Raw genomic sequence first — 24115 nt, 5'->3', positions numbered from 1 at the left:
CAAGATACTTCCATTCTGCCATGAAAAACTGTGTACTCCTGTGTATGTGTTTAATTGTGTTGTGCGCTTGTTCACATAAAAAGCAACCTTCGGCAGAAACGAAACATGCTGTTAAGGCTAATAAGCCGGCAAAAACTTCAACCATCAATAAGCCGCAATATACAAACCCCTTGTTTAATCAGTATGTGGTATTTATTAAATCTTTAAATTTTACCGATCCTGAAAATGCCATGAAGGCCGCGAGAAGGTATGCAGATTTATTTAAAGGACAAGCACCTGCCTCTTGCGATACCGCTTTTTTGATTTTTAGCGCATACTATGATAAGCTGGATAATAGCCTGGATGATACCCATTTTAACCGTGCCGACCGAAGCGATACTATACTCATCAATAAAGTAAAGCCAGGTAAACTGCCGGTAAAAGTTGCAAAATACCTGAAGCAATTAAACGATAACGGTTTTACAATTATTATGGAAGAAGGGGATACCTATGTGGGGCAAGACAGGGATTTTATAGCCAGGTGGTTTTATGATTCCGTTTCGCCGGTCATGAAGGTGTACCTGGAGCAATTGAATAAGGAGAATAAGGCTATTTACGTGGAGGATGCTTCGATAATTATAAGCGCAAAGCAGTTGGTAGACAGGGAAATATGGTGGGAGCAATTTGTTAAGGACAACCCCGGTTTTATAAGTATTGCCGATGCTGCCATTAACCAAAAAAGTTATTTGCAGGCACTGCTCCAGGGAACCGATAACACCTGGGTTATGGATGATAAAAACAATTTAAGCGATTATTTTAAAGACGCTTACAGCTATCTGCTGGATAAATACCCCTCATCAGCTGCCGCTAAACTCGTAGCGCCATACTATACCTTTTTAAAGGAGGGACATAGGTACCGGGCCGATAGCTTGATGAATGTTTATAAGAAAGAAGGGGTAACGGGGTGATTTTTTAATTGTAAGTTTAATCCATATGAAGTTTTATGACCGTTATATAAATGGTGAAGACGGGCGCGCTGTTTATACCGATATCCATAGCTTAGGAAAAGATGCTTTTACCGTCGCGCATTTTGAAGATATTCAAAACGTTCTAATCGAAACATTCAACAGAGTCGTCTTTAACCTGAATGTTATTTTTTCGGAACTAAAGAAGCTCAACTATGCCTTTAAATCTGAATTTCAATGTAATTCAGATCGCCCATTGTTGGATCCGCTACCAAATACACACAAGTTATTAATTGAACTGGAAGAAGCTGTTAAGGATTTCGGATATATTCCTCTTTCTTTGAGGCTGTTTTATGAGATTGTTGGATCAGTTGATTTTGGATGGGGCTATGAGAATAAACCAGAGCTATTATGGTCATGTGCCGATCCTATACAAATTAACAGTCTTGATGATCTCGTTTCTTATGTTGCCGATGGTGATTGGGCGACATATATGGAGGAAGGTCTTGATGCCGGAGATTCTTTAGATGCGTATTTGGAAGTAGCGGCGGATTATTTACACAAAGATAATATTAGTGGTGGCCCGCCTTATTCAATTCAAATCACAAGGGAGCCAAGCATTGATAGCTTGTTTTTAAACGAGGGAAACGAAACTACGTTTATCGGTTATTTGAGAATTTGCATGGAAAATTGTGGTTTCCCCGGAATTGCCAAGCCTGAATTTAAGAACGACTATAAGGCATTTTTTGAACGGACAAGGCCACGGTTAAAAAATATATAAAAGAGAAAATCGATAATAAACTGTTAATATAAAATATCAGACCTCAACATTACTTCACCAGCAATTTTTCAAAAGCAGTAGTATCGCCTTTAAAAATACTCATATCAACTCTTTCGTTAATGCCATTGATATGGGCCCTGTCGGAGTGTTGCCAAAACTGCCAGTTGGTATTGCTGCTTACCTTTAACTGGGGTTGGTAATAGTGGGCTATCCACAGCGGGTACTCGTCAAAATAGCCTTGCAGGTTGTCCCGGTAAAAACTTAGGTTGGTGTAAATAATGGGTTTTACACCGGTTTTAGTTTCTATTTGGTGAATGAACAGCTTAAGCTGGATACGCATTTTTTCGGGCGTAGTACGGTATAGTCTTTCTACGTCAACAACCATCGGCAGGTCGCCTTTTTCAATTTTTACCGTTTGCAGCATGAATTTAGCCTGCCATAAGCCGCTTTTTTGAGGCAGAAAAAAATGATACGCACCACAAATGAGGCCGGCCTTCGGGGCTTCGCGCCAGTTGCGCTGAAAATAGGGATCAGTCATTAAAACGCCTTCGGTTGCCTTAATAAAAGCGAACTTGATGTGTACGCCATCCTCGTTCATTTGCTTTACCTTTTGCCAGTTTATTTTACCCTGGTACGATGACACATCAATGCCGTGCACCGTATAATTGGCCGGTATGCGCACGCCAAAACTTTTGTAAGTACGGTAATTGGTGGGTTCGCCGGCATCCAGGATCCATCGCCAGGTTGCGGTTGCCGTTTTTAAAACATAGCCATAATAAAAAGGAGAAAGCACTATGAGTAGTAAGCCAATAGCAGCAAATATCCATCCTGTAGGAACTGCGGACGATGTTTTTTTCTTCGCGGCAGCTTTCCGTTTTACCGGAACTGTGGTTTTGGCAGGTGTTTTTTTAACAGGTGGTGGCACAAGGCAAAATTACTAAAATGCACCCGCATATTGCCCGGTAAACAGATAGCTAAACAATATTAAGCGGATTATTTTTAAAATAGGCTATTTTATATTGGAACATTTCGGCCATTTTACCGGCACGCCATTTGGCTTCATCGGCCTTTTCGCCGGCAAAAAGACTGTCAACCGTAGCTGTAAATAAATTCAGCCATTCATTAAAATGCTTTTCGTCAATAGGCAAGCGCGCATGAGGCGGAAACGGGGCGCCGTTATACGTATGTTCCTGCAAGAGCAGGGTTTGCCAAAAGGTATACATTTTTTTAAGGTGCGGCAACCAGCTATCACCCAAACGTTCGTTAAAAACTGGGCCAAGCAGGGTATCTTCGGCAACTTTGGTGTAAAAGGCGTCGACTAACAGCTTGATATCATCTAATGAAGTTATATCATGTTTATTATCCATTGTCGAATCAAATTTAGATAGTAACTAATCAAAAATCGAACAAATCCGAAATTCTGACTCCCGAATCTCAAATAAGGGCAGGTTATGACTTTGAACAGATAAAATAACCAGTCCTTTTCTTGGTTATCTTCTTTATTAAAACCCATTTTAGCGCCGGATAAATTATATTTGGGCATGAAGGTAATGAAGATCATCAAAGAATCAATATCTATCGGGTTGGGTATTCTGGCAGCCGGTTTTGGTCTTAAGGGGTTCCTGTTATCGAGCCATTTTATTGATGGAGGTGTAACAGGTGTATCAATGCTGGTTGCAGATATCTCGGCCATACCCATTTCTTTACTTATTTTTTTAATTAATGTGCCTTTTTTGTGGCTGGGTTATAAAAAGCTTGGGCTGTGGTTTGCCATAAAAAGCACTATTGCCATTGGTTTGCTATCGGTAAGCCTGGTAGTTATCCATTTTCCGGATGTAACACATGATAAGTTGCTTACGGCGGTTTTTGGCGGCGTTTTTATAGGTACGGGTAGCGGCCTGGCCATGCGGGGCGGCGCCGTGCTTGATGGTACCGAGATAGCTGCCGTACTCATTAGCAAACGAACCCAGCTGTTAAAAGTGAGCGATTTTATTTTGCTGCTGAATGTATTGATATTCGGGCTCGCTGCTTTCCTTTTGGGCGTTGAGCCGGCCATGTATTCCATATTAACTTATATGTCTGCGGCAAAAATGATAGATTTTATTTTGAATGGTATTGAGCAGTATTCGGGCATCACGGTAGTATCTACCCATAGCGAAGCTATCCGCAGGGCAATTACGCATACACTTGGCAGGGGGGTAACCATTTACCAGGGCAAAAGCGGTTACGGTAAGGACGGGCACGTAAACGATCCACGGGATATTATTTTTACCGTTGCCACCCGGTTGGAGATTCCGTCGTTAAAACAAACCATCCTGCGGATAGATCCTAAGGCATTTATTGTACAGCAAAGCGTGGATGATACCACCGGGGGATTGTTAAAACGTAAAGGATTACATTGAGGAAGTCCTTAGTCGATAGTCTTAAGTTCTAAGTCAAGAAACAATATATATGATGGCACTAATTATAAGTGGAATTTTAAGTCATAAGTCAAGGAAGAATAGATTTTGATAGTAAAGTTATAAGTTTTTCTTTTTTGACTTAAGACTTTTGACTCAAGACTTTATACATAATTATGAGTAAAATAACACCTTTCCACGTTGCTGTGCCGGTTTATGACCTGGACGAAGCCCGCAAATTTTACCGCGAAGTTTTAGGTTGCGGTGAGGGCCGCAGCGATACTAACTGGACAGACTTTAACTTATATGGTCACCAGTTTGTTATCCATTTGAAACCTAAACCGGTTGATGATGCCAAACATCATTTTAACCCGGTTGATGGTCACGATGTACCGGTGCCCCATTTTGGTGTGGTACTGGAATGGAATGACTGGGTTGCGCTTGAGGCTAAATTAAAAAGCCTGAACGTGAAATTTGTTATTGAACCCTACATTCGTTTTAAAGGCCTGCCCGGCGAACAGGCCACCATGTTTTTCCTTGATCCATCCGGAAACGCATTGGAGTTTAAGGCTTTTAAGGATATGGGGCAACTGTTTGCAGTTTAACTAAGCCGGGAAACCGTAATTCTTTTTTGCTGCCTTAATCCATTCACGGGCTATCAATTCGTGCCCTGCCGGCATAGGGTGCACTCCATCCCAGATCCAGAATTCGGCTGGCGCTTTTTTGAGTGCCGCATTAAATATGGCCTGCAGCGGTATAAAAACGGCATTGTATTTTTGCGCCAGTTGTTTAGCCACTAATTGTCGCGGCGTTAATTCGTCCTGCCAGCGTTTTAAATCAGCATTTACCTGGCCAATCGGCAAAATAAATGGTTCGCAAATCAACAATTTTATATCGGGGAGCGCGGTTTTAGTTTGATTAAGCAGGGCATCATAATCGTCCCTGAACTGATCAACCGTTGTGGGATTGTTATTGTGGATTACATGGTGTACATCGTTTACACCAATCAGAATATTCAGGATGTCGGGCTTCAAATCTAAAGTATCCTTTTGCCAGCGCACCTGCAGGTCGCGCACGGTATGACCACTAATGCCACGGTTTAAAAACATCATTTGCTGGTCGGGATGATCAAACCAAAGCCTGCCTGCTACCAGGTACGGGAAACTTTGGCCCATAATATGGTTCCAATCTTTATCGTATGATCGCCCGCCGTCGGTTATGGAATCGCCCTGGAAGAGGATGGTTTTGGGTGAAACGTCCGCTTTAACAGTTTTTTGAGGAGATGCAAACACATAAGGCGTGGCCAGGGTGCCAATTGCACCTAAGCCAATTTTCCTGATAAAGTCTCGTCTTTTATTGGTGTTGTTTGTGCCCATTGCCAGAATATAACCTGTGTTGATTTTTACTAACGGGTATAAATATAGGCGTTTTAGTTAAAGCAGAGATTTTAATTACGTTAATCCACAACCTTTACCGGGTGTTTATGCTCGTCGATAGCCACAAAGGTAAATGTACCGGTAATGGCCTTTTCGCGTACAAAAGAGTACATCTCTTCTATGAAAATCTCGACCAAAACTTTCATACTGGTATTGCCAATGTGTGATACCGAGCCTACCAGTTCGATAATGGTACCCGCCGGGATCGGTTTATTAAAATCAATCCTGTCGGATGATACAGTAACCATTCTTTTTCGGGTGAAACGGGTGGCGGTTATAAACGCTACCTCATCCATCATGGCCATAGCCGAGCCGCCAAACAGCGTATCGTAATGGTTGGTATTATTAGGGAACACGGTTTTAAAAATGCGCGTTTCGGATGCTTTTATTCTTTTTTCGATGGTCATTTAGCCCCCTCTAAATCTCCCCCGGTAGGGGAGACTTGAATTAAATGTGTGTAAAATTTATAAAGCCCTCCCTTCCGGGGAGGGTTGGGTGGGGCTGCTTACGCTTTCCTCAAGGTGCCCCATTTTAACAGGGTTGCGCCCCATGAAAAGCCGGCGCCAAAGGCGGTAAAAATAACGTTGTCGTTGTGTTTGAAATCGTTCTGGAAATCCCAAAGGCAAAGTGGTATGGTGGCAGCTGTGGTGTTGCCATATCTGTCGATATTTACCTTAACACGATCTTCGGGTAAGCCCAGGTTTTCGCCAACGGCATGGATAATGCGGTAATTGGCCTGGTGAGGTATCAGCCAGTTTACATCATCTATCGTCATATCGTTGCGTTTTAATACCTCGGTACAGGTTTCTGTCATGCCTTTAATAGCTGCTTTAAAAACAATTCTGCCTTCCTGGCGAATGTAATGCTGATTCGCCTCAACAGAATCAACAGTAGCCGGAATTTTTGAACCACCACCAGGTACCAGCAGGTATTCGCGGCCATGGCCATCTGTTTTAAAAACGCTGTCAATTAAACCTATATCCTCGGTGGTAGGCTCCAGTAAAACAGCGCCGGCGCCATCGCCAAAAAGGATACAGGTATTACGGTCTTTATAATTAATGATAGCGCTGTTTTGGTCGGCGCCAATTACAATTACTTTTTTGTAGCGGTTGCTTTCCACCAGGCTTGCACCAAGCGTGTATGCATATAAAAAACCACTGCAGGCAGCGTTAACATCGGTAGCCCAGGCGTTGCTTAAACCAACCTTATCGCACACGATGCTGGCGGTTGATAAAAGCAGGTGATCGGGGGTAGACGTAGCTATAATAAGGCAATCAATTTCTTCTGCGGAAACACCTGTATTTTCTAACAAATTTTTCACAGCAGCAACGGCCATATCTGAGGTGGCAAGTGTAGGGTCGGTTAAAATCCTTCTTTCCTTAATTCCTGTACGTGATACAATCCAATCGCTGTTTGTGTCAACCATCTTCTCTAAATCACTGTTACTTAATATATTATCCGGAACAAAACCCCCAACCCCTGTAATAACCGCGTTACTTTTTAATCTCATAAAATGCCAAAAATCTGAAAAAACAGGCAAGTATACGCAAATTGCCTGTTTTTACCCGTCAGGATGCTATTGTTTCTACAACTAACTGACGAAGATGTTTCGCAGCGGCCACCATATTTATGAGCGCCACCTGGGTTTCCGGCCATTTACGGGTCTTCAATCCGCAGTCGGGATTAACCCATAAATTGCCGGCCGGGAGTAATTCAGATGCCTTTTCCAGCAGGCTTACCATTTCATCAACGGTGGGTACGCGCGGCGAATGGATATCATAAACACCGGGGCCAATTTCGTTTGGATATTTAAAATCGGCGAAGGCAGCTAACAGCTCCATTTGCGAGCGCGATGTTTCAATGGTGATCACGTCGGCGTCCATATCGGCAATGTTGCCAATAATGTCGTTAAACTCGCTGTAGCACATGTGCGTATGGATCTGTGTTTCGTCGCGAACGCCGCTGGCCGAAATACGGAATGCTTTTACCGCCCAGTTCAGGTAATTTTGCCAGTCTTTTTTACGCAATGGTAAACCTTCACGAATAGCAGGCTCATCAATCTGGATTACTTTAATGCCGGCTGCCTCCAGGGCCACAACTTCATCGCGGATGGCCAACGCTATCTGGTTGGTAGTTTCGGACCGCGGCTGATCATCCCGAACAAACGACCATTGCAGTATAGTTACCGGGCCGGTTAGCATGCCTTTCATCAGTCTATCGGTGTTTTGCTGCGCGAAGCTGCTCCACCTTACCGTCATATCCGCCGGGCGGCTTACATCGCCATAAATAACCGGTGGCTTAACACAGCGGCTACCGTAGCTTTGCACCCAGCCATTTTTGGTGAACAGGAAACCATCCAAACGTTCGCCAAAGTATTCAACCATATCGTTACGTTCAAATTCGCCGTGTACTAACACGTCCAGGCCTATCTCTTCCTGCCAGCGGATGGCGTCAATGGTGGCTTTTTCTATCTCGGCATCATATTGAGCTTCGGTTAGCTCTCCTTTTTTAAGCCTTGCTCTTAACGAGCGGATATCATCAGTTTGCGGGAACGATCCTATGGTAGTTGTAGGGTACAGTGGTAATTTAAAGCGTTGCTGCTGGATTTTTTGGCGGGTAATGAATCCGCTTTCTCGCTGCGCATCGGCATCGGTAATGGCTGCCACGCGTTGTTTAATGTCCTGCTTATGAATGAGTTTTGAAAGGTTGCGGCTGGTAAGGGCACGCAGGTTATTTTGTAGCAATTCGTTATTGCCGCCGATGATCTGCGCCAGCTCGCTTATTTCGTTCAGTTTCTGTTTGGCAAAAGCCATCCAGTTTTTTATCTCGGGGATGATGGCGGTTTCCAGCTCCAGATCGAACGGCGTATGCAGCAACGAGCAGCTTGGGGCTATCATCACCCTATCGGTGCCCAATACGGCAATAGCTTTTTTTACGTGGGTTAACGAGCGTACGTAATCGTTTTTCCAGATGTTACGGCCATCAACTACACCTAATGATAAACTCAGGCTATCGGGCAATACGGTGAGTACTTTGTACAACTGATCGGGAGCGCGAACAAGATCTACATGAATGGCGCTTACCGGCAAGGTTACGGCCAGTTCGGTGTTTTCGTGCAGGCTTTCGAAATAGGTAGTAAGCAATACTTTTATACCGGGGCATTGTTTGCTTATTTCCATATAGGCGTAAGCATAAGCTGCCTTTTCTTTGTCGGTAAGGTCAAGCGACAGGAAGGGCTCATCAAGTTGTACCCAAACAGCGCCATAACTTGCTAATCTTTTTAACACCTCGACGTAAACGGGCACCAGTTTTTTGATCAGGTCTATCTTATCAAAACCGGGTTGTTTTTCTTTGCCTAATAAAAGGTAGGTTACCGGGCCAATCAATACGGGTTTTGGTATGCTGCCGGTATGTTGTTTGGCCAGTATAAACTCGTCAAAAATCTTTTCGCTAAACAGTTTAAATTGCTGGTTTTGTACAAACTCCGGCACAATGTAGTGGTAGTTGGTATCAAACCATTTGGTCATTTCCATGGCTGTAACGTCCAGTCCATCCTTTTGATAGCCGCGGGCCATGGCAAAATACAGGTCGATTTCGGTATTGGACTTGTTTTGAGTTAATACGGGTGTGTAACGTTCGGGGATGTTGCCCAGCATGAGCGAGGTATCCAATACCTGGTCGTAAAAGCTGAAATCGTTACAGGGGATCAGATCGATACCGGCATCAACCTGGGTTTGCCAGTTTTGCAGGCGAATTTGCCTTGCGGCGGCAAACAGGTCTTCACGGCTAATTTTACCGGCCCAGTACTGTTCACTGGCTTTTTTGAGTTCACGGTGGGCACCTACACGTGGGTACCCGAGATTGTTTTTGAGCATACGCTAAAACGTTTTTGGTTAAACATTAAGTTGACTTAATGCTCCTTACGGTTTTCGGTATGCTTTCGGAGTAAATGGTAATAAAAGACAAAAGCGTAACATACAGGCACGTAACTACCATGCAGGTCATTCTTTTTTCTTCGACTACTGCTTCATTGCGCGAAAGCATTGTCTTTTACATAGGGGCAAGTATCCTGGCTTATAACATTGTTGCCGTCCTTCTCATTCGCGCGGGGGCGAACAATGGACTTTGTTAAAGGCAACAACCTTTTTGTGTTACTTACAGTTGCGCGACAGCCCGTGATTTACACACGGTTCCTTATTAATCCCTGTGTTTTAAACACCGGGAACCACTCTGCAGAAAAAAAGTAAAGAACTTTATTGGGGACAAAGATGGGAAAAAATGTGCAGATTTTTGATGTGCAGATTTCAGATTACAGATGTGCAGATGATTTTTGAATTCGTGGGTTGGAACTTGAAATTTTAAATAGGCTCCTGCCCAGCTTTAATTACATAGCGCCTATATGATAAAAATGCCCGGTTGTTGCCGGGCATTTTGTGATGTTTTGATGCGATAATATTAGGGATTATTCAAATGCAATTTTCCGGATTACGTTATTTTGAGTATCGGCCACAAAAACATTTCCGGATTTATCTACTGCTATTCCGGTCGGGTGATTAAATGTCGCAATACTTGCAGGGCCGTCAGTTGATCCAACGGTAGTTTCAATTCCGGCAAGCGTAGTTACCTGACCTGATGGCGTAATTTTCCGAATTAAGTTACTGTCTGTTACGTATATATATCCGTCTTTATCACTTGCCAGTAAAAACATTTCGTAAAAGCTTGCACTGCCAGCTGCTCCGTCATTGGTTCCTCTAATGCCGCTACCTGCAAAAACGGAAACAACACCACCCGGAGTTATTTTTTGAACTTTAAAACTGTAGGTGGTTGCATATAAATTATTGTCTTTGTCAAAGGTAATACCAAATGGAAAATTAAAAACATTACTGCCAACAGGTGATTTTATACTTACAAAGGTACTTACAAGACCATTTACAGTTATTTTCCTGATTGCTTCGTTGGTGAAGTCTGAAACATAAAGAGAACCCGAAGCATCGATTTTAATATCTGTTGGGCCATCAAAGCTTGCCGCTGTGCCTTGTCCATTACTAAAGCCGATACCTCTTTGGCCGGCGAAAGTCGTCACATTATTTAACGGATCTATTTTTCTTATCAGGTTGTTGGCATAGTCTGCCACAAAAATATTCCCAGTGTTGTCAATTGCTAATCCAGCAGGGTTCCAAAAACTTGCAGATGCTCCGTTTCCATTATCATTGCCCTGAGTTCGGTTGCCGGCAATTGTACTGACAAGTCCATCCGGTGTGATCTTCCTGATATCATCGTTTCCTTCTTCAGAAACAAATAAGTTTCCCGATCCGTCGAAAGCCAGTCCCGTTGGGAAATTAAATTCGGCTGTCGTTCTGGTGCCGTCTTTATAACTTTTTGCGCCGGTGCCCGCAAAAGTGCTTACCACCCATGATTGCTGATAAGTAAAAGTGGGGCCGGTAACCTCGGCGCTACCACTAACCTTCACACTTACCGGGCCCGTACCTGCAGCTAAAGGAACTTTTACGGTAAGCTTTGTTGCCGTTGCAGCAGTTATAGTTGCTGCTTTGCCATTGAAAAATACTTGATTGTTTGCTGCCGCGGTACTAAAGTTATTGCCAGTTATAATTACTTCGGTATTATATATACCAGTTGTTACGCTTAGCGCTGTAACTTTTGGAGTGTTATCAACAGGTGGCGTTGGGTCCGATCCTTTTTTTGAACAGCTTACGATAACCAGTGATAAAAAAAACAAGAATAAATAAGCAGGTTTTAGTTTTGCTAAAGAGAATGTCATGATAAGATTCAGTAATATTTTATCCTAAAATAACAAATATCTTGTAATGACGGATGATTAAATTAAAAATAGCCTAAAACACTACTTTTTCAAAAACAACATCGGCAAAGCGCTCGCAGCTCCCAGTCCTGCACCCGTTGCTACATCTGTAGGGTAATGTACCCCCAGGTACATCCTGGAATACGCGGTTGAGCCTGCCCATAAATACGCGGGAACTATTACATACCATTTGGGATAAGCGGCCGATAAAGCAGTTGCTGTGGCAAATGATGATGAGCTATGCCCCGATGGAAAAGAATAGCTTCCGGGGCGGTAAACAGGTGTAATGTGGATGTTTTGTACAAATGGCCGCGGCCGCTTTACCAGCACTTTGATCAGTTGGGTTAACCCGGCAGAAATGGCCGTGCTGCTGGCGACGTACAGGGCATTTTGCCGCATCTCCTTATTATTACCGATGATACCGCCAACCAGCAAGCCCGCAGGTACGCCAATATTGCCATATTCCAAGTTATTGCTCATGAACAGGAAAAAGCAGGTTTGCGCAGGGCTGCGGTGTTCCTGTAAATCTATCATGATAGCATCATCAAACCGTGGGGTGCGCAACTGGGCGGCAGCGGTGTTAATATGCAGGCATAAAAGCAGTTGCCATGGAAGCGCGATGACTAAAAATCTGAAACATGAATACCTGCGCACTGCCATTTTTAGTTTTAAGGATTTGTATTGCCCCAATATAGGGCTATTTACAACGAATTGTTCAGCTGGCTTATCTTTTCATCGACACAAAACTCTCGCTTACCGACACATGGTATGTCACTTTCCTGATACATTTTACTTTTGAATCGTTAACCAGCATCACAAAATATAAACTAAAAAGATTAAAATCATGGAACGTAAAAATTTCTTAAAAAGCCTGATGATAGGCGCAGTGTCTACATCGGTATTGGTTGAAGCCTGCAAAAAAGATTCGGTAACAACTACTACAAGCAGCACAACAGATACCAGCTCGTCGTCAGGTAGTACTTCCGGGTCGAGCAGTTCTTCCGGGTCAAGTTCCAGCTCAGGCACCTGCAGTGTTATTGAAACCGAAACAGAGGGGCCTTACCCAACCCATTCGCCGGCATCATACGTGCGCAGCGATATTACCAGCGACCGTACCGGCTACAAGTTGACTGTTAATATTACCGTTAACAACAGCAATAACAGTTGCAATGCCTTATCGGGCGCGCTGGTTGATATCTGGCATTGCGATGCCGAGGGTAATTATTCGGAGTATGGCGGCAGCGGCTCACAATCTACCAATTACACTTCGGTACATTTTTTACGTGGCAGGCAAACTACCGATTCCAACGGCCTGGTTTCTTTTACCTCTATCTTCCCGGGCTGGTATACCGGCCGTGCCACACATATTCATGTGCATATATACAACTCGGCAGGTACATCATTAAAAGTTACACAAATAGCTTTTCCTGAAGGAACGGGTACGGCTTTAGCTACTGTGGCAGGCTATAGTAAGGGAATGAGCGGTTATACCTATAACGCTACCGACGGCGTGTTCAGCGATGGTGATACCCTTGAGCTGGCTACCATTACCGGCAGTAAAACAGCCGGCTTTGTACTATCAATCAGCATGAGCGTACCTGCTTAACCGTATTAACATGGACACCCGCGTAATTACACTTTGCTACCGAAAAATTATCGACATAAACGCAACCAAACAATGGGATAAGGTGGTGTTTGAGGCATCGTACATGGAGTTTAAAATGCAGGCCCAAAACTACAGCCACGGTACCGCTTTTACCAGCTATGCCGACCTGCTAAAACACGCGCCAAACGCCAAAAGGCTTGCCGGTATGGTTACCCCGGCCATAACCGGGTATTTGCAGCAGTTAGGTGGTATAGTGCCCGATGTGCTTAATAACGTGGGTAAGCGTTTTTTAAAGTTCAATAAATTTCAGCTCGAGATCATCAACTCTGATATCAACGATAAAGCCCGGCACCAGGTGGCTGTTAATTTTTATACAGAGGCACTGGCCTGGCACGATACCATTGCCGATTTTTTGCTGGTAGCCGATTACCGGCCCGAAGCAACCGGCGGTGAAGAAGTGTTGAGCAACCTGTTTAAGCTGCCGCCATACGTAAATATTCATTCACTCCAAAAATTGCAACAACATGGAAAAGACCTCACCCGGGCAGATTCACCTTGCTGATCAGCGGGTAATTACCGAAAATAATACCTTCAGGCGGTGCAGCACTTTTAATTACGACGGGCATTTTAATGAGCACCGTAAGGCTTTTGGCCCCCTGCGTGTATTTAACGACGAGATTTTGGCTGCCGGTAAATCAATTTCCATACAGGTACAAAACGCCTGCTATTTTGTAGCGGTGCCGGTAACCGGCGCCCTGCTTGTTGAGGATGCCGAAGGGAAAAGTACGGTAGTTGATGTAGGCGAGGTGTATATTAATTACGCAAACAGCGGCGATATTTTAACTTTAAATAACCCCTACCCAAATGATTGGGTTAACTTTTTGCAGCTGCAGATAGACGCTGATACCGAAGTGTTCCCGTTTTTTAAGCAAACCTTCGGCTTTGACTTCGAGGGCAGGCAAAATGAATTGATAAGTATTATCCCCACTTTATTCAGGCTGCCTTTTAACCTGCACATCGGCCGGTTTGATGGACGTGCCGATGCGCTTTATCACCTGAAAACCCCTGGCTCGTTGTTTTATGCCTTTGTAATTGCCGGCGCCTTTGAACTGCAAGGCCGCCTGATGCACGAACGAGACGGCCTTGCTTTGTGGGGCCTGCAAGAAGCTGATATGGAAGCTTTGAGCAATAGTGCGGTGATGCTGGTTTTGGAGATGGAGGGATAAAAGGCGTTGCCGGGTAGAAAATATCCGAAATCTATTGCCCACCTCAAGGCCTTATGCCAATGCTATTAAAGTTAAGGAATTAAGGTCGATTTAAATATCGAACACTGAACGCCCAATAACGAATAATGAAGGGGAAACTTCGGTGTTGGACATTCATTATTCGATATTATTATATCCGTGTTTTTGTTTACTTAATGGCATAAGCAGGGAAATCGCGTTTAAGATTTCGGCGGCGATTTCTATAGCCTAATTGCACAACATCGGATTTGATATTAAGTCGGTTATTTTTTTCTCGCGCAAAGACGCCAAGAAGCTAAGAAAAATAAGCAAAACTCTTTGCGCCTTTGCTTCTTACCGTCTTTGCGTGAAATAAGCTATCCTTTTTACTCTCTTTTTTATTTGAGATGTTTAAAAGCGATTTGCCTGATAGCATAAGGCCTGTTAATGTTTATACGTATAACATTTATTGATGGTAATGCCTTAAAAGTTTGGCCGGGCTTTATAACCAAAAAAGGCGCATCGAGATAACTCATGCACCTTTTTTGGTTTTCCTTTTTTAAGTTAAATTATTCTTTAATGGCTGCGTCTTTTTCGGTTTTACCATCGTTAAATGCCTTTAAGCCCTGGCCCATGCCGCGCATCAGCTCAGGGATTTTTTTGCCGCCAAACAATAACAATACTGCGATGATGATGAGTATTATTTCAGGTGCTCCTAATCCCATAATTTTAAGTTTTTTTGATGAATGTTTTAATTACTAACCCTTTATTAACCTAAAAGTACCAAGGCACCATATTATACAGGGCATTGTATCGGCGAGGCGCTAATTTGTGCCGATGAATTGGTTGCCGCCCCCAAAAATACCTTACCGCACCACCATCTGTGCCGTATTCCTGCTGATTTGTTCAAGTAGTATTGTCTTTCCTGCCGTTAATTCCTTAAGCGAATTTTCATCGTAATGCCTGGTGGTAATCAGTGTTAAACCACTATTATACTTTACTTTAAACTCCGGCTTAAGATTGCTCAGTAGTTTTTCAAAACGCTCTTCATAAAAATCAAAACAAACCGTAAAACTAAGGGCCGAGGTTTGCATTACGTTTACCTTTACCTGGTTTTGGGCAAACAAGCCAAAAATGCCGCTCAGGTGATCTTCGGATATAAATGAATAATCAATTGGCGAAATGGAAAGTAATACCTGGTTTTGTTTCAGGATAATAACCGGCTTTTCAAACTTGTTGAAGCCATCTTCTTTAATCACGGTGCCGGGAGCATCGGGATGCGTGAAGGGTTTCACCAGCAAGGGTATTTTGGCGTTTTGTAAAGGCTTTATTGTTTTTGGGTGGATGACGCTGGCGCCGTAATAAGTCATCTCGATGGCTTCGGTATAAGATAGTTCATCAAATTTTACGGTATCGGCGAAATATTTGGGGTCGGCATTCAGGATGCCTGGAACATCTTTCCAGGTGGTAACCGATTCGGCACCCAGGCAGGAGGCGAAGATAGATGCGGTGTAATCGGATCCTTCGCGGCCTAAGGTAGTGGTAAAGTTTTCGGATGTACCACCTAAAAACCCCTGTGTTACCACCGCGCCTTTTTGCAGCATAGCAGGAATATCCTTGCTAATACTTGCCCGTGTTTTATCCCATTGCACAATGCCCTCGCGGTAGCTGTTATCGGTGTGGATATAGCCGCGCACATCAAGCCATTGGCTTTTTATGCCGGCTTTGTTAAGGTAAGCAGATACAATGCGGGTTGATACCAGTTCGCCAATGGATACAACCTGGTCGTAAATAAAGTCGTAGCTATCATGAGGCTCATCTTCAATGGCCCAGTCAATCTCCACAATAGTATTGGCCACATCATCAAAAACAGGATCATTGGCATCAAACAACTCATGCAAAATATCAAAGTGATATTGTTTAATACTGTCGAAGATGCTATGCATATCCTCAGTTTGATCTACATAAGCTTTGGTGAGCTTCTCCAGCGCGTTGGTGGTTTTGCCCATGGCCGATACCACGATGAGTAATTGTTGGCCATCGTATTGTTTAACAACACTGGCTAAATTGATAATACCATCGGCATCCTTAACTGATGCCCCTCCGAATTTAAATACAAGCATTTATTTAATGAATTTACCCACAACCGAATTTGGCCGAAGTAATGATTTAATTTGTGAATAGGGGATAAATAACCCGGTTATCCCCGCAGCATAAGGCTTAATTTCATATTGGTTATAGATGAATTTAAGCCCTATAGGTGTAACCGAAAAATTATCGTTCAGCGCGAATTTATTATCCTTAAAAAAATAGTCGCGCGCCAGGGATGCTGTGTCGCTTAGCTTTTCTTCCTTACGGAAAATTCCCTCGGCAATGGCCTTTAGTTTATCGGCATAACCGTCAATAAAAAGATCATTTAAGGTGATGCTTTTATTGGCTTTGGTATTCCAGTTGATAAAATATGTTCCCGATGATCCGTGTGCGCCACCCTGGTAGGTATAACCACCAACTTCGAGAGTGGTAATGCTGGAATCCTGCATGAGTACTTTGGCATGGCTGTCGAGGGTATAAAAAATGGCCGATTTTGGGTCGCTGTTCCTGAAATCGGTATATGACCTCAGAAAGTTCCGGGTCATTTGCTCAACAGTGCTGTCAGCCTTCTTATCTATCTGGAATAAGTTGGCAAGTTTAATGGTGATGAAATTGTTTAATGTTTTGGCACTATCAAAAACCGGGTAACTGATTTTTACCACGGTACAACTACTGTCGGGCTTGTTGCCACAATCGGCCGCCCGCTCATGAATAGTTTTATAAGTATAGGCAAGCGTATCTTTTACGGTTTGTTTATCTTCTTTTGGTTTAACACTCCATTGACATGATGCAAATGCAAATCCAACTAAAATAAAACAAAGCCTGCTGACGGTTTTCATGTTAGATGTTGTTTTAGTAGTTATAGCTTAATACACCAATAGCTTATTTGGTTTTACAAGGGCATTGTTTTGAACGCTGGTCACGACTCACCCCGGCTACGCTACGCTGGCCGACCCTCTCTCCGGCTTACGCCGCATAGAGGGTGAACTCCAATTTTTATTTTTTTATCGCCCCTCTATGCGACGCAGTCGGAGAGAGGGGTGACGGGCGCAGCCTCGTCGGGGTGAGTCTTCGCCGCTATGCAACGCCAGCTTGCTAATACTTCTCCAACTGCTCTTTCGACAACGACACATTAAGCCATCCGGCCTCAATATTAGCCTCGTATTTTTTGTAAAAGTTAATAGCCGGTTCGTTCCAGTCAAGCACTTGCCAAACCATGCCGCTAAAGCCAAGTTCTTTGGCTTCCACAATTAACCTTTCAATCAAAAGCTTGCCGATTTTTTGGCCGCGATAGGCCTCGGTAACAATTAAATCTTCAAGGTACAAGCGGCAGCCTTTCCAGGTTGAGTAGCGGATATAATAAAGCGCGAAACCCACTATCAGTCCGTCAACTTCGGCCACGTAAGCCTTCCAAACAGGTTTGGCGCCAAAACCGGCATCAATAAATTCATCTAAAGTAACGGTTACTTCCTCCGGCGCCCGCTCAAACAAGGCCAGCTCATGTACCAGTTCCAACAGCCGCGGGCAATCTTCAACAGTGGCAACTTTTATTTTTATGTTCATTAGTTCACTTGTTCATTAGTTCATTGGTACTGTCAGCGGCTCCCTGGCAAAATCAATCTGTTTTACATTAATCAATTATTTTAACTAAGGGCAACATTTTCAAATTTTCAAATTCTCAAATCTTCAAATCAACTTCAGTTATTCTTCCAATGTTTCACCACCCTTGTGCCAAAAATAGTGCTGCCCAGGCGTACCATGTTGCTGCCTTGCTCAATAGCTATTTTATAGTCGGACGACATGCCCATCGATAAAATGTTAAAACTATCATCTTTTCTGAAATAGCTCACTTTTATTCCGTCAAAAAAGGTTTTCAGTTCGTAATATTCGTCTTTTATTTGCTTTTCGTTATCGGTATTGGTGGCAATGCCCATTAACCCGCGGATGCGGATGTTTTTACAAGCTGCAAATTCATCAGATCGTAACAGCTCTATCGCTTCATCAAAACCCAGTCCGAATTTTGTTTCCTCGTCGGCAATATAAATTTGCAGCAGGCAATCAATTACCCTATCTGCTTTTTGGGCATGTTTGTTTATTTCCTGTAGCAGCTTTATACTATCAACAGATTGTATCATGCTCACAAAAGGTGCTATGTACTTTACTTTATTGGTTTGCAGGTGGCCAATCAGGTGCCATTCAATATCTTTGGGCAATTGCTCCTGTTTTTCAACCAGTTCCTGTACCTGGTTTTCGCCAAATAAACGCTGCCCGGCATCATATGCTTCCTGTACTTCGGCAGCGGGTTTTGTTTTTGATACGGCTAACAATATTACCTTGTCGGCCTCCGTTTCTTTTTTTAAGCTTTTGATATTATCTGCAATGCTCATTTATCCGTAAATTTGCTTAATTAATCAGCCGCTAAATTACAGAATGTATAAATACTTGACCTTGTTTTTTTCAGTAACACTTTTTTTGTGCGGTTGCAAAAGCGATAGTGTCCCCTCAAAATTTATCCAGCCCAAACAAATGACTGGCTTATTGATACAGATACACCTCATAGACGGTTCGTTATATAACGGTTTGCAGGGGGGCGATAGCCTGTACAAATATGGCATGGGTAAATATTTAGATGCTTTCAGGAAATTTGATACCGATTCGGCCCAGTTCAGGAAAAGCATGCAGTATTACGCCAGCGAACCCGACAAACTGTTTAAAATATATGATTCTGTTGAGGTTAGGATAAAAACCATGTCAGATTCTGTTAACCTGGCTCAAAACAAACAACGGGCAACTACCCAAAAGGCCGATTCGCTGAAAGCCGATTCGGTACGGAAAGCGTTGCTTAAACCGAAAACACCAGCCCAAAAAGCCGATTCGGTTAAGCAGGCAAAAATAAGGGAAAGGGTTATGGCCCGGAAGGCCGATTCGCTAAAAAACGATTTAGCTAAACAAGCAAAAACTAAAAGAGCGATGAAATCAAAAATCGACTCGGCAAAAAAATTAAAACATAGAAAAAAACTTAATGCTGTACCCAATTAATAGTGTAGATAAGCTTGGGTTTACCGAAGTAAAGGAATTAATAAAAGCTCATTGCCTGAGCGAGATGGGCCAGCAAATGGTTGATAAGATACAGGTGATGAGCAATTACGACCAGATTGCCAAGTTTTTAAGCCAGGCCAACGAGTTCAAAAACATCCTGGTAAACGATGCCGCACTACCCATTCACCATTTTTTTGATATTAAATCCCTGGCCAATAAAGCCCGTATAGAAGGTGTTTTTTTGAACGAGGAAGAATTTTACCAGGTTCAGGCTTCCCTGCAAACCGTATTTGCCGTTATAGCCTATTTTAGCGAACGGGAAGGCCTTTACCCCAACCTGGAGGCGCTTTTTGAGCACCTGCCTATTGAGAAAGCCATCCTGAAAAAGATTGACGCGGTTATTGACCCTAAAGGAAAAATACGCCCCAATGCATCGCGCGAGTTACAGGAAATAACATCGGGCATAGCCAAAGCCGAGCAGGAAGCCCGCAAAAAGATTGACCAGATATTTAAAAATGCGTCATCAAGCGGCTGGACGGCCGATGGATCGCTCACGGTACGCGATGGCAGGCTGTGTATCCCGCTGCTGGCCGAAAACAAGCGTAAGCTAAAAGGTTTTATCCACGACGAATCGGCCTCGGGCCAAACCGTTTATATGGAACCCGAAGAGGTTTTTACCCTCAACAACCGTGTACGCGACCTGGAATTTGAGCGTCGCCGCGAGATTGTAAAGATATTGACAGCGTTAACAACCGAGTTAAGGCCTTATGCGCCGCTTTTATTATCATACCACAGCCTGTTAACCAAGCTTGATTTTGTACGCGCCAAGGCCCTGTTTGCCATTGACATTGAAGGCGAAATGCCCCAGGTGGTGAACGAGCCGAAACTAAAATTATTTAATGCCCGTCACCCGCTGCTGTTCCTGAATTTTAAAAAGGAGCAAAAAACGGTGGTGCCTTTAAACGTACAGATTGATGAAGGTACACGCATTATTGTAGTATCGGGCCCTAATGCGGGCGGTAAATCTGTTTGTATGAAAACGGTTGGACTGCTGCAAATGATGGTTCAGGCGGGCTTGCTGATACCGGCTGCCGAAGCCAGTGTAATAGGTGTGTTTAAGCAGATGTTTGTTGATATAGGTGACGATCAATCTATCGAGAGCGATTTGAGTACCTATAGCGCCCACTTATCCAAAATGAAAAATTTTGTGGAGCAGGCTAATGGTAAAACCCTGATACTGATAGATGAGTTTGGTACCGGTACCGACCCGCAATTTGGCGGCCCCATTGCCGAGGCCGTGCTGGAATCGCTTAACCATAAAAAGGTAAGGGGGATGGTAACTACGCACTACAGCAACCTCAAGATCTTCGCCAGCAATACCGAGGGCATAGAAAATGCATCGATGCTGTTTAATAACGTAGAGATGAAGCCGCTTTACCGGCTGGAAGTTGGCAAGCCCGGCAGCTCATACGCTTTTGAGATAGCCCAAAAAATAGGCCTGCCGCCAAACGTACTTAACTTGGCACGGAATAAAATAAGCGAAGGCCAGAAAAAGGTAGACACCCTGTTGGTTGACCTGGAGCGCGAAAAACGCGAGATATTTGAAACCAAACAAAAACTGGACAAGCAGCAGCGTAAAGTAAACGAGTTACAGGCCGAGAACGAAAAGCTGAAAAGCTACCTGGACGAAAATAAAAAAGTACTGATACGCGAGGCTAAAGACCAGGCTAAAAACATCATCCTGAACGCCAACAAGCTGGTTGAAAACACCATATCCGAAATTAAAAGCAGCAATGCCGATAAGGAAAAAACACGCACCCTACGCGAAAACCTGAATATCGAGCTTAAAAAGAACACGGTAAAGGTTGAGCCTGTAAAACCAAGCCCGGCTGCTGAGGAAGAACTGAAACCTGGCGACTGGGTAAAACTAACCGATTCGGAAACTACCGGGCAGGTGATAGAGATTATCCGCGATAACGTGGTAATTGCCATTGGCGATTTGCGCACCGTAGCTAAAAAGAAAAAGGTGGAGCGGGTGAGCAAATCGTCGGTACCCAAAGAGGTGAGGCGTACCATGAACTCGCACACCAGCGATTTCGCTAATTTTAGTCCGGAGATTGACGTACGCGGCCAGCGCACCGAGGATGCCCTGCACAATATCGAAAAACTGTTTGACCGCGCCCTGATGATGGGTTTTGGTAACCTAAAAATCATCCACGGCAAAGGTGATGGCATTTTGCGCAAAATGATACGCCAATACCTCAAAAAATACGACCAGGTTGACAGATTGGAAGATGAGCACGCCGATAGGGGTGGCGATGGGATAACTTATGTATATTTGAAATAAAAGTCATTATTGATTTAGAATGAGATATTGGTTTGTCTTTTTTCTTTTAATAAATTTATCAGCAAAAGCACAAAGTGTCATTAAGCCTGATATATTAAGGAGTGACACCACGCTTAGTATCCGGGGTGAAAATTATTCTGGTTACGTATTCCCTGCTAAAAGTAAGGTTGATATAGATGCAGAACAAAAGGGAAGATTTACCCCTACGATTGATGATATTAAGGAGGCGGAACTGGCTTTAACTCACATTTCCAAACATCCACAAATAATAGATGGAAAAAAATTGTATGGACGAAAAGTTTTATCAGATGTTACGCCTGGCTTTAGTAATTACAAAAGGCAGTATGTGGGCTACATAAATGTCGAAAATCAGAAAGTATTGCTTATTAATATTTTGAATTTCAAGAATCGGACTGAAGCCAAGGAATATTTCAAAAATTGGGAACATCATTTTATTATGGGTTTTGATGGCTTTTATGAATATGACTACACCGGTTTTAGGTTTAATTTATCAACAAAAAAGATGGAGGATAATTAAACTGGTGAGTAACATGCTGTAAAAATTCCTCATCCCGGTTTAAGGAGTAACTTGTGTTTATTTGAAATAAGTTAGTATATTTTCCAAATATTATAAACCAATGGGCCTAAAAACTATCACTCCAATGTTATACACCCGGCAGGTACGGGAAACGGTAGATTATTACATTAGTAACCTGGGCTTTACATGTGTTGGATATGATGAGCGCTGGGGGTGGGCAACGGTTAGCCGGGACGATATCGAGATTATGTTTGCGTTACCCAATGAGCATGAACCATTCGGGATGCCCAAGTTTACCGGATCGCTATACATTCGTACCGATAAGGTTGACGAGTTGTGGAAGGAGTTGAAAGAACATGCCATTATTTGCTACCCGATAGAAACCTTTGATTTTGGCATGCGCGAATTTGCTATTTACGATTACAACGGTTACCTGTTGCAATTTGGTACACCGGTTGATTAGGGCTTCGCGTTATTGGTCATTAGTCATTTCGCTGCGCTGTCATTGGTCATTTTGCTTCGCGTCATTGGTCATTAGTTTGTGGGTGTTTCAATGGTGCTTGTAAGGGCATTCAAAGGTGCGGGGTTGGTGTTTAAAAGAGTATTGCAAGGTGTGCGAACGGTGCATGGCAGGAGGGGTATTTGCAGGCTTGTTTTACGTCGGCAAATTGCATAAATTAGGCCTGTAAACCGGCAAGAAAATGCGTAAACTTTACTTTGTAATCCTGTTCCTGGTATCGTCAGGATCCCTATCAACTTGCCAGGCGCAAAGCCTGGTGCTCAAAAGCAAGGATACCCATATCCGCTATACCGGCCGCATTAACATGACCGATGAGGCTGCGGAATTTTACTGGACGGGATCATCGGCCGTAATTAACTTTAAAGGTACCGGCGTATCGGCCGTGTTACAGGACGAGCGAGGCGAAAACTATTTTACAATTATTGTAGATGGTAAGGTAACCAACACCTTACACCTGGAAAATGCTCAAAAAACATACACCCTTGCCGAAGGCCTTCCCGACGGTAACCATAGCCTTGAACTATTCAAACGCACCGAATGGGATAAGGGTAAAACCACTTTTGTGCAGTTTATATTGGATAAAGGGGCATCAATATTGCCCCCACCGCCGGTTAAAAAACGCAAAATTGAATTTTTTGGTAATTCCATCACCTGTGGCTATGCTGTTGAAGATACTACAGGGCAGGATAGAGGGAGCGCCCCTTACGAGAACGGCTATATTAGCTATGCCGCTATAACGGCACGCCATTATGATGCCGCCTATGTGGCTACGGCTAAAAGCGGCATAGGCGTACTGGTAAGCTGGTTCCCGCTTATCATGCCCGAAATGTATAACCGCCTTGACCCAACCGACCCGACAAGCCTTTGGGATTTTACAAAATATACCCCCGATGTAGTGGTAATCAACCTGTTTCAAAACGATTCGTGGATAGTTAAAATGCCTGATAATCCACAATTTAAAGAGCGTTTCGGCACAAAGCCACCCGAGGCTGATCAAATCGTCAAAGCCTACCGGGAGATGGTAAAAAATATCCGCAAAAAATATCCCAAAGCTCAAATCCTTTGCATCCTGGGCAGTATGGATGCCACTAAAGAAGGTTCGCCATGGCCCGGATATATCGAAAAAGCAGTCGCTGGCTTAAATGACAAAGGTATTTACACCCATATGATTCCCTATAAAAATACGCCGGGGCACCCAAGCGCCAAAGAGCAGCAGGCAATGGCCGATGACCTGATAGCGTTTATGGATAAAACGGTTAAATGGTGACACGATTGACAGGATTTTGCAGGACGAACAGGATTTGTAGCCTATTGGATTGTCTTAAAAAGTGCAAATTTTTTGAGGTCGATGCTTAGCCTTTTGCTAACTCAGT

General features: G+C 43.5%; 25 protein-coding genes and 1 riboswitch. Of the genes, 12 read left to right on the top strand and 13 right to left on the bottom strand.

All coding sequences use genetic code 11. From position 1 onward, the window contains the following. Positions 1–20 precede the first annotated feature (20 nt). Entirely contained in the window at positions 21–947 is a 927-nt protein-coding gene (locus AC1RM2_RS31880; RefSeq protein WP_492989165.1) for a hypothetical protein, read from the top strand. A 25-nt stretch (positions 948–972) separates the two neighbouring features. Continuing rightward, positions 973–1725: a hypothetical protein gene (locus AC1RM2_RS31875; RefSeq protein ID WP_492989164.1), complete on the top strand. Its 753-nt coding sequence runs from the start codon at positions 973–975 to the stop codon at positions 1723–1725. 49 nt (positions 1726–1774) lie between these two features. Here the strand turns inward: AC1RM2_RS31875 and AC1RM2_RS31870 are convergent, their stop codons facing one another. Both AC1RM2_RS31870 and AC1RM2_RS31865 read right to left on the bottom strand, forming a co-directional pair. Then, positions 1775–2650 carry a glycoside hydrolase family 25 protein gene (locus tag AC1RM2_RS31870; RefSeq protein ID WP_492989163.1) on the bottom strand — a complete coding sequence of 292 codons (876 nt, stop codon included), beginning with the start codon at positions 2648–2650 and terminating at the stop codon, positions 1775–1777. A 49-nt stretch (positions 2651–2699) separates the two neighbouring features. Then, entirely contained in the window at positions 2700–3092 is a 393-nt protein-coding gene (locus AC1RM2_RS31865) for a group III truncated hemoglobin (RefSeq protein WP_492989162.1), read from the bottom strand. Positions 3093–3266: 174 nt separating this feature from the next. Here AC1RM2_RS31865 and AC1RM2_RS31860 point away from each other — a divergent pair, with 174 nt between their 5' ends. Together AC1RM2_RS31860 and AC1RM2_RS31855 are read left to right on the top strand one after the other, a co-directional pair. Continuing rightward, positions 3267–4127 carry a YitT family protein gene (locus AC1RM2_RS31860; RefSeq protein WP_492989161.1) on the top strand — a complete coding sequence of 287 codons (861 nt, stop codon included), beginning with the start codon at positions 3267–3269 and terminating at the stop codon, positions 4125–4127. A 173-nt stretch (positions 4128–4300) separates the two neighbouring features. Then, entirely contained in the window at positions 4301–4729 is a 429-nt protein-coding gene (locus AC1RM2_RS31855; RefSeq protein WP_492989160.1) for a VOC family protein, read from the top strand. Here AC1RM2_RS31855 and AC1RM2_RS31850 read toward each other — a convergent pair whose 3' ends face one another. The 6 genes from AC1RM2_RS31850 to AC1RM2_RS31825 form a co-directional block, all read right to left on the bottom strand. Next, complete coding sequence (locus AC1RM2_RS31850; protein WP_492989159.1) at positions 4730–5500, bottom strand: SGNH/GDSL hydrolase family protein; 771 nt, start codon at positions 5498–5500, stop codon at positions 4730–4732. Positions 5501–5580: 80 nt separating this feature from the next. Then, the gene (locus tag AC1RM2_RS31845) at positions 5581–5967 is read right to left on the bottom strand and encodes an acyl-CoA thioesterase (RefSeq protein ID WP_492989158.1); all 387 of its coding nucleotides are present in this window, start codon (positions 5965–5967) and stop codon (positions 5581–5583) included. 98 nt (positions 5968–6065) lie between these two features. Continuing rightward, positions 6066–7070, bottom strand: coding sequence for a beta-ketoacyl-ACP synthase III (locus AC1RM2_RS31840; RefSeq protein WP_492989157.1), 1005 nt, complete (start codon positions 7068–7070; stop codon positions 6066–6068). A gap of 58 nt (positions 7071–7128) precedes the next feature. Next, on the bottom strand, positions 7129–9435 hold the full coding sequence (metE, locus tag AC1RM2_RS31835; protein ID WP_492989156.1) for a 5-methyltetrahydropteroyltriglutamate--homocysteine S-methyltransferase: 2307 nt from the start codon (positions 9433–9435) through the stop codon (positions 7129–7131). 167 nt (positions 9436–9602) lie between these two features. Further along, a riboswitch (cobalamin riboswitch) is annotated at positions 9603–9805 on the bottom strand. 217 nt (positions 9806–10022) lie between these two features. Continuing rightward, positions 10023–11339, bottom strand: a complete 1317-nt coding sequence (locus AC1RM2_RS31830) for an IPT/TIG domain-containing protein (protein ID WP_492989155.1) — start codon at positions 11337–11339, stop codon at positions 10023–10025. A gap of 81 nt (positions 11340–11420) precedes the next feature. Further along, positions 11421–12038 (bottom strand): phosphatase PAP2 family protein, encoded by a 618-nt coding sequence (locus tag AC1RM2_RS31825; protein WP_492989154.1) that lies wholly within the window; start codon positions 12036–12038, stop codon positions 11421–11423. A gap of 184 nt (positions 12039–12222) precedes the next feature. Between AC1RM2_RS31825 and AC1RM2_RS31820 the strand changes: the two genes are divergently transcribed. The 3 genes from AC1RM2_RS31820 to AC1RM2_RS31810 are packed head-to-tail and all read left to right on the top strand — an operon-like array spanning position 12223 to position 14210. Continuing rightward, positions 12223–12984 (top strand): dioxygenase family protein, encoded by a 762-nt coding sequence (locus AC1RM2_RS31820; protein WP_492989153.1) that lies wholly within the window; start codon positions 12223–12225, stop codon positions 12982–12984. Between the two features lie 10 nt (positions 12985–12994). Next, the gene (locus tag AC1RM2_RS31815; RefSeq protein WP_492989152.1) at positions 12995–13546 is read left to right on the top strand and encodes a hypothetical protein; all 552 of its coding nucleotides are present in this window, start codon (positions 12995–12997) and stop codon (positions 13544–13546) included. Then, positions 13509–14210: a pirin family protein gene (locus tag AC1RM2_RS31810; protein ID WP_492989151.1), complete on the top strand. Its 702-nt coding sequence runs from the start codon at positions 13509–13511 to the stop codon at positions 14208–14210. Before AC1RM2_RS31815 ends, AC1RM2_RS31810 begins: the two co-directional genes overlap by 38 nt. A gap of 566 nt (positions 14211–14776) precedes the next feature. On the opposite strand, the gene AC1RM2_RS31805 is transcribed toward AC1RM2_RS31810, so the two are convergent. The 5 genes from AC1RM2_RS31805 to AC1RM2_RS31785 form a co-directional block, all read right to left on the bottom strand. Next, the gene (locus AC1RM2_RS31805; RefSeq protein ID WP_147052303.1) at positions 14777–14932 is read right to left on the bottom strand and encodes a Sec-independent protein translocase subunit TatA/TatB; all 156 of its coding nucleotides are present in this window, start codon (positions 14930–14932) and stop codon (positions 14777–14779) included. A 141-nt stretch (positions 14933–15073) separates the two neighbouring features. Beyond that, positions 15074–16330 (bottom strand): aspartate kinase, encoded by a 1257-nt coding sequence (locus AC1RM2_RS31800; RefSeq protein ID WP_492989150.1) that lies wholly within the window; start codon positions 16328–16330, stop codon positions 15074–15076. Then, a complete protein-coding gene (locus AC1RM2_RS31795) occupies positions 16331–17137 on the bottom strand; it encodes a DUF3298 and DUF4163 domain-containing protein (RefSeq protein ID WP_492989149.1) in 807 nt (268 codons plus the stop codon). Positions 17138–17393: 256 nt separating this feature from the next. After that, the gene (locus tag AC1RM2_RS31790; RefSeq protein ID WP_492989148.1) at positions 17394–17861 is read right to left on the bottom strand and encodes a GNAT family N-acetyltransferase; all 468 of its coding nucleotides are present in this window, start codon (positions 17859–17861) and stop codon (positions 17394–17396) included. Between the two features lie 134 nt (positions 17862–17995). After that, positions 17996–18685 (bottom strand): YggS family pyridoxal phosphate-dependent enzyme, encoded by a 690-nt coding sequence (locus AC1RM2_RS31785; RefSeq protein ID WP_492989147.1) that lies wholly within the window; start codon positions 18683–18685, stop codon positions 17996–17998. Between the two features lie 43 nt (positions 18686–18728). On the opposite strand from AC1RM2_RS31785, the gene AC1RM2_RS31780 reads away from it, so the two are divergent. From AC1RM2_RS31780 to AC1RM2_RS31760, 5 genes are all read left to right on the top strand, one after another. After that, positions 18729–19337: a DUF4296 domain-containing protein gene (locus AC1RM2_RS31780; RefSeq protein ID WP_492989146.1), complete on the top strand. Its 609-nt coding sequence runs from the start codon at positions 18729–18731 to the stop codon at positions 19335–19337. After that, complete coding sequence (locus AC1RM2_RS31775; protein WP_492989145.1) at positions 19321–21684, top strand: endonuclease MutS2; 2364 nt, start codon at positions 19321–19323, stop codon at positions 21682–21684. The genes AC1RM2_RS31780 and AC1RM2_RS31775 overlap by 17 nt, the downstream gene beginning before the upstream one ends. A gap of 19 nt (positions 21685–21703) precedes the next feature. Next, positions 21704–22222, top strand: a complete 519-nt coding sequence (locus AC1RM2_RS31770) for a hypothetical protein (protein WP_492989144.1) — start codon at positions 21704–21706, stop codon at positions 22220–22222. Positions 22223–22322: 100 nt separating this feature from the next. Next, positions 22323–22685 (top strand): DUF8817 family protein, encoded by a 363-nt coding sequence (locus tag AC1RM2_RS31765; RefSeq protein WP_492989143.1) that lies wholly within the window; start codon positions 22323–22325, stop codon positions 22683–22685. Positions 22686–22923: 238 nt separating this feature from the next. Next, positions 22924–24009 (top strand): SGNH/GDSL hydrolase family protein, encoded by a 1086-nt coding sequence (locus AC1RM2_RS31760; protein ID WP_492989142.1) that lies wholly within the window; start codon positions 22924–22926, stop codon positions 24007–24009. Positions 24010–24115: the final 106 nt, after the last annotated feature.

This window comes from Mucilaginibacter sp. GW822-FHT03E02, assembly GCF_058801545.1.
This window is presented reverse-complemented; position numbering and strand designations above follow the sequence as displayed.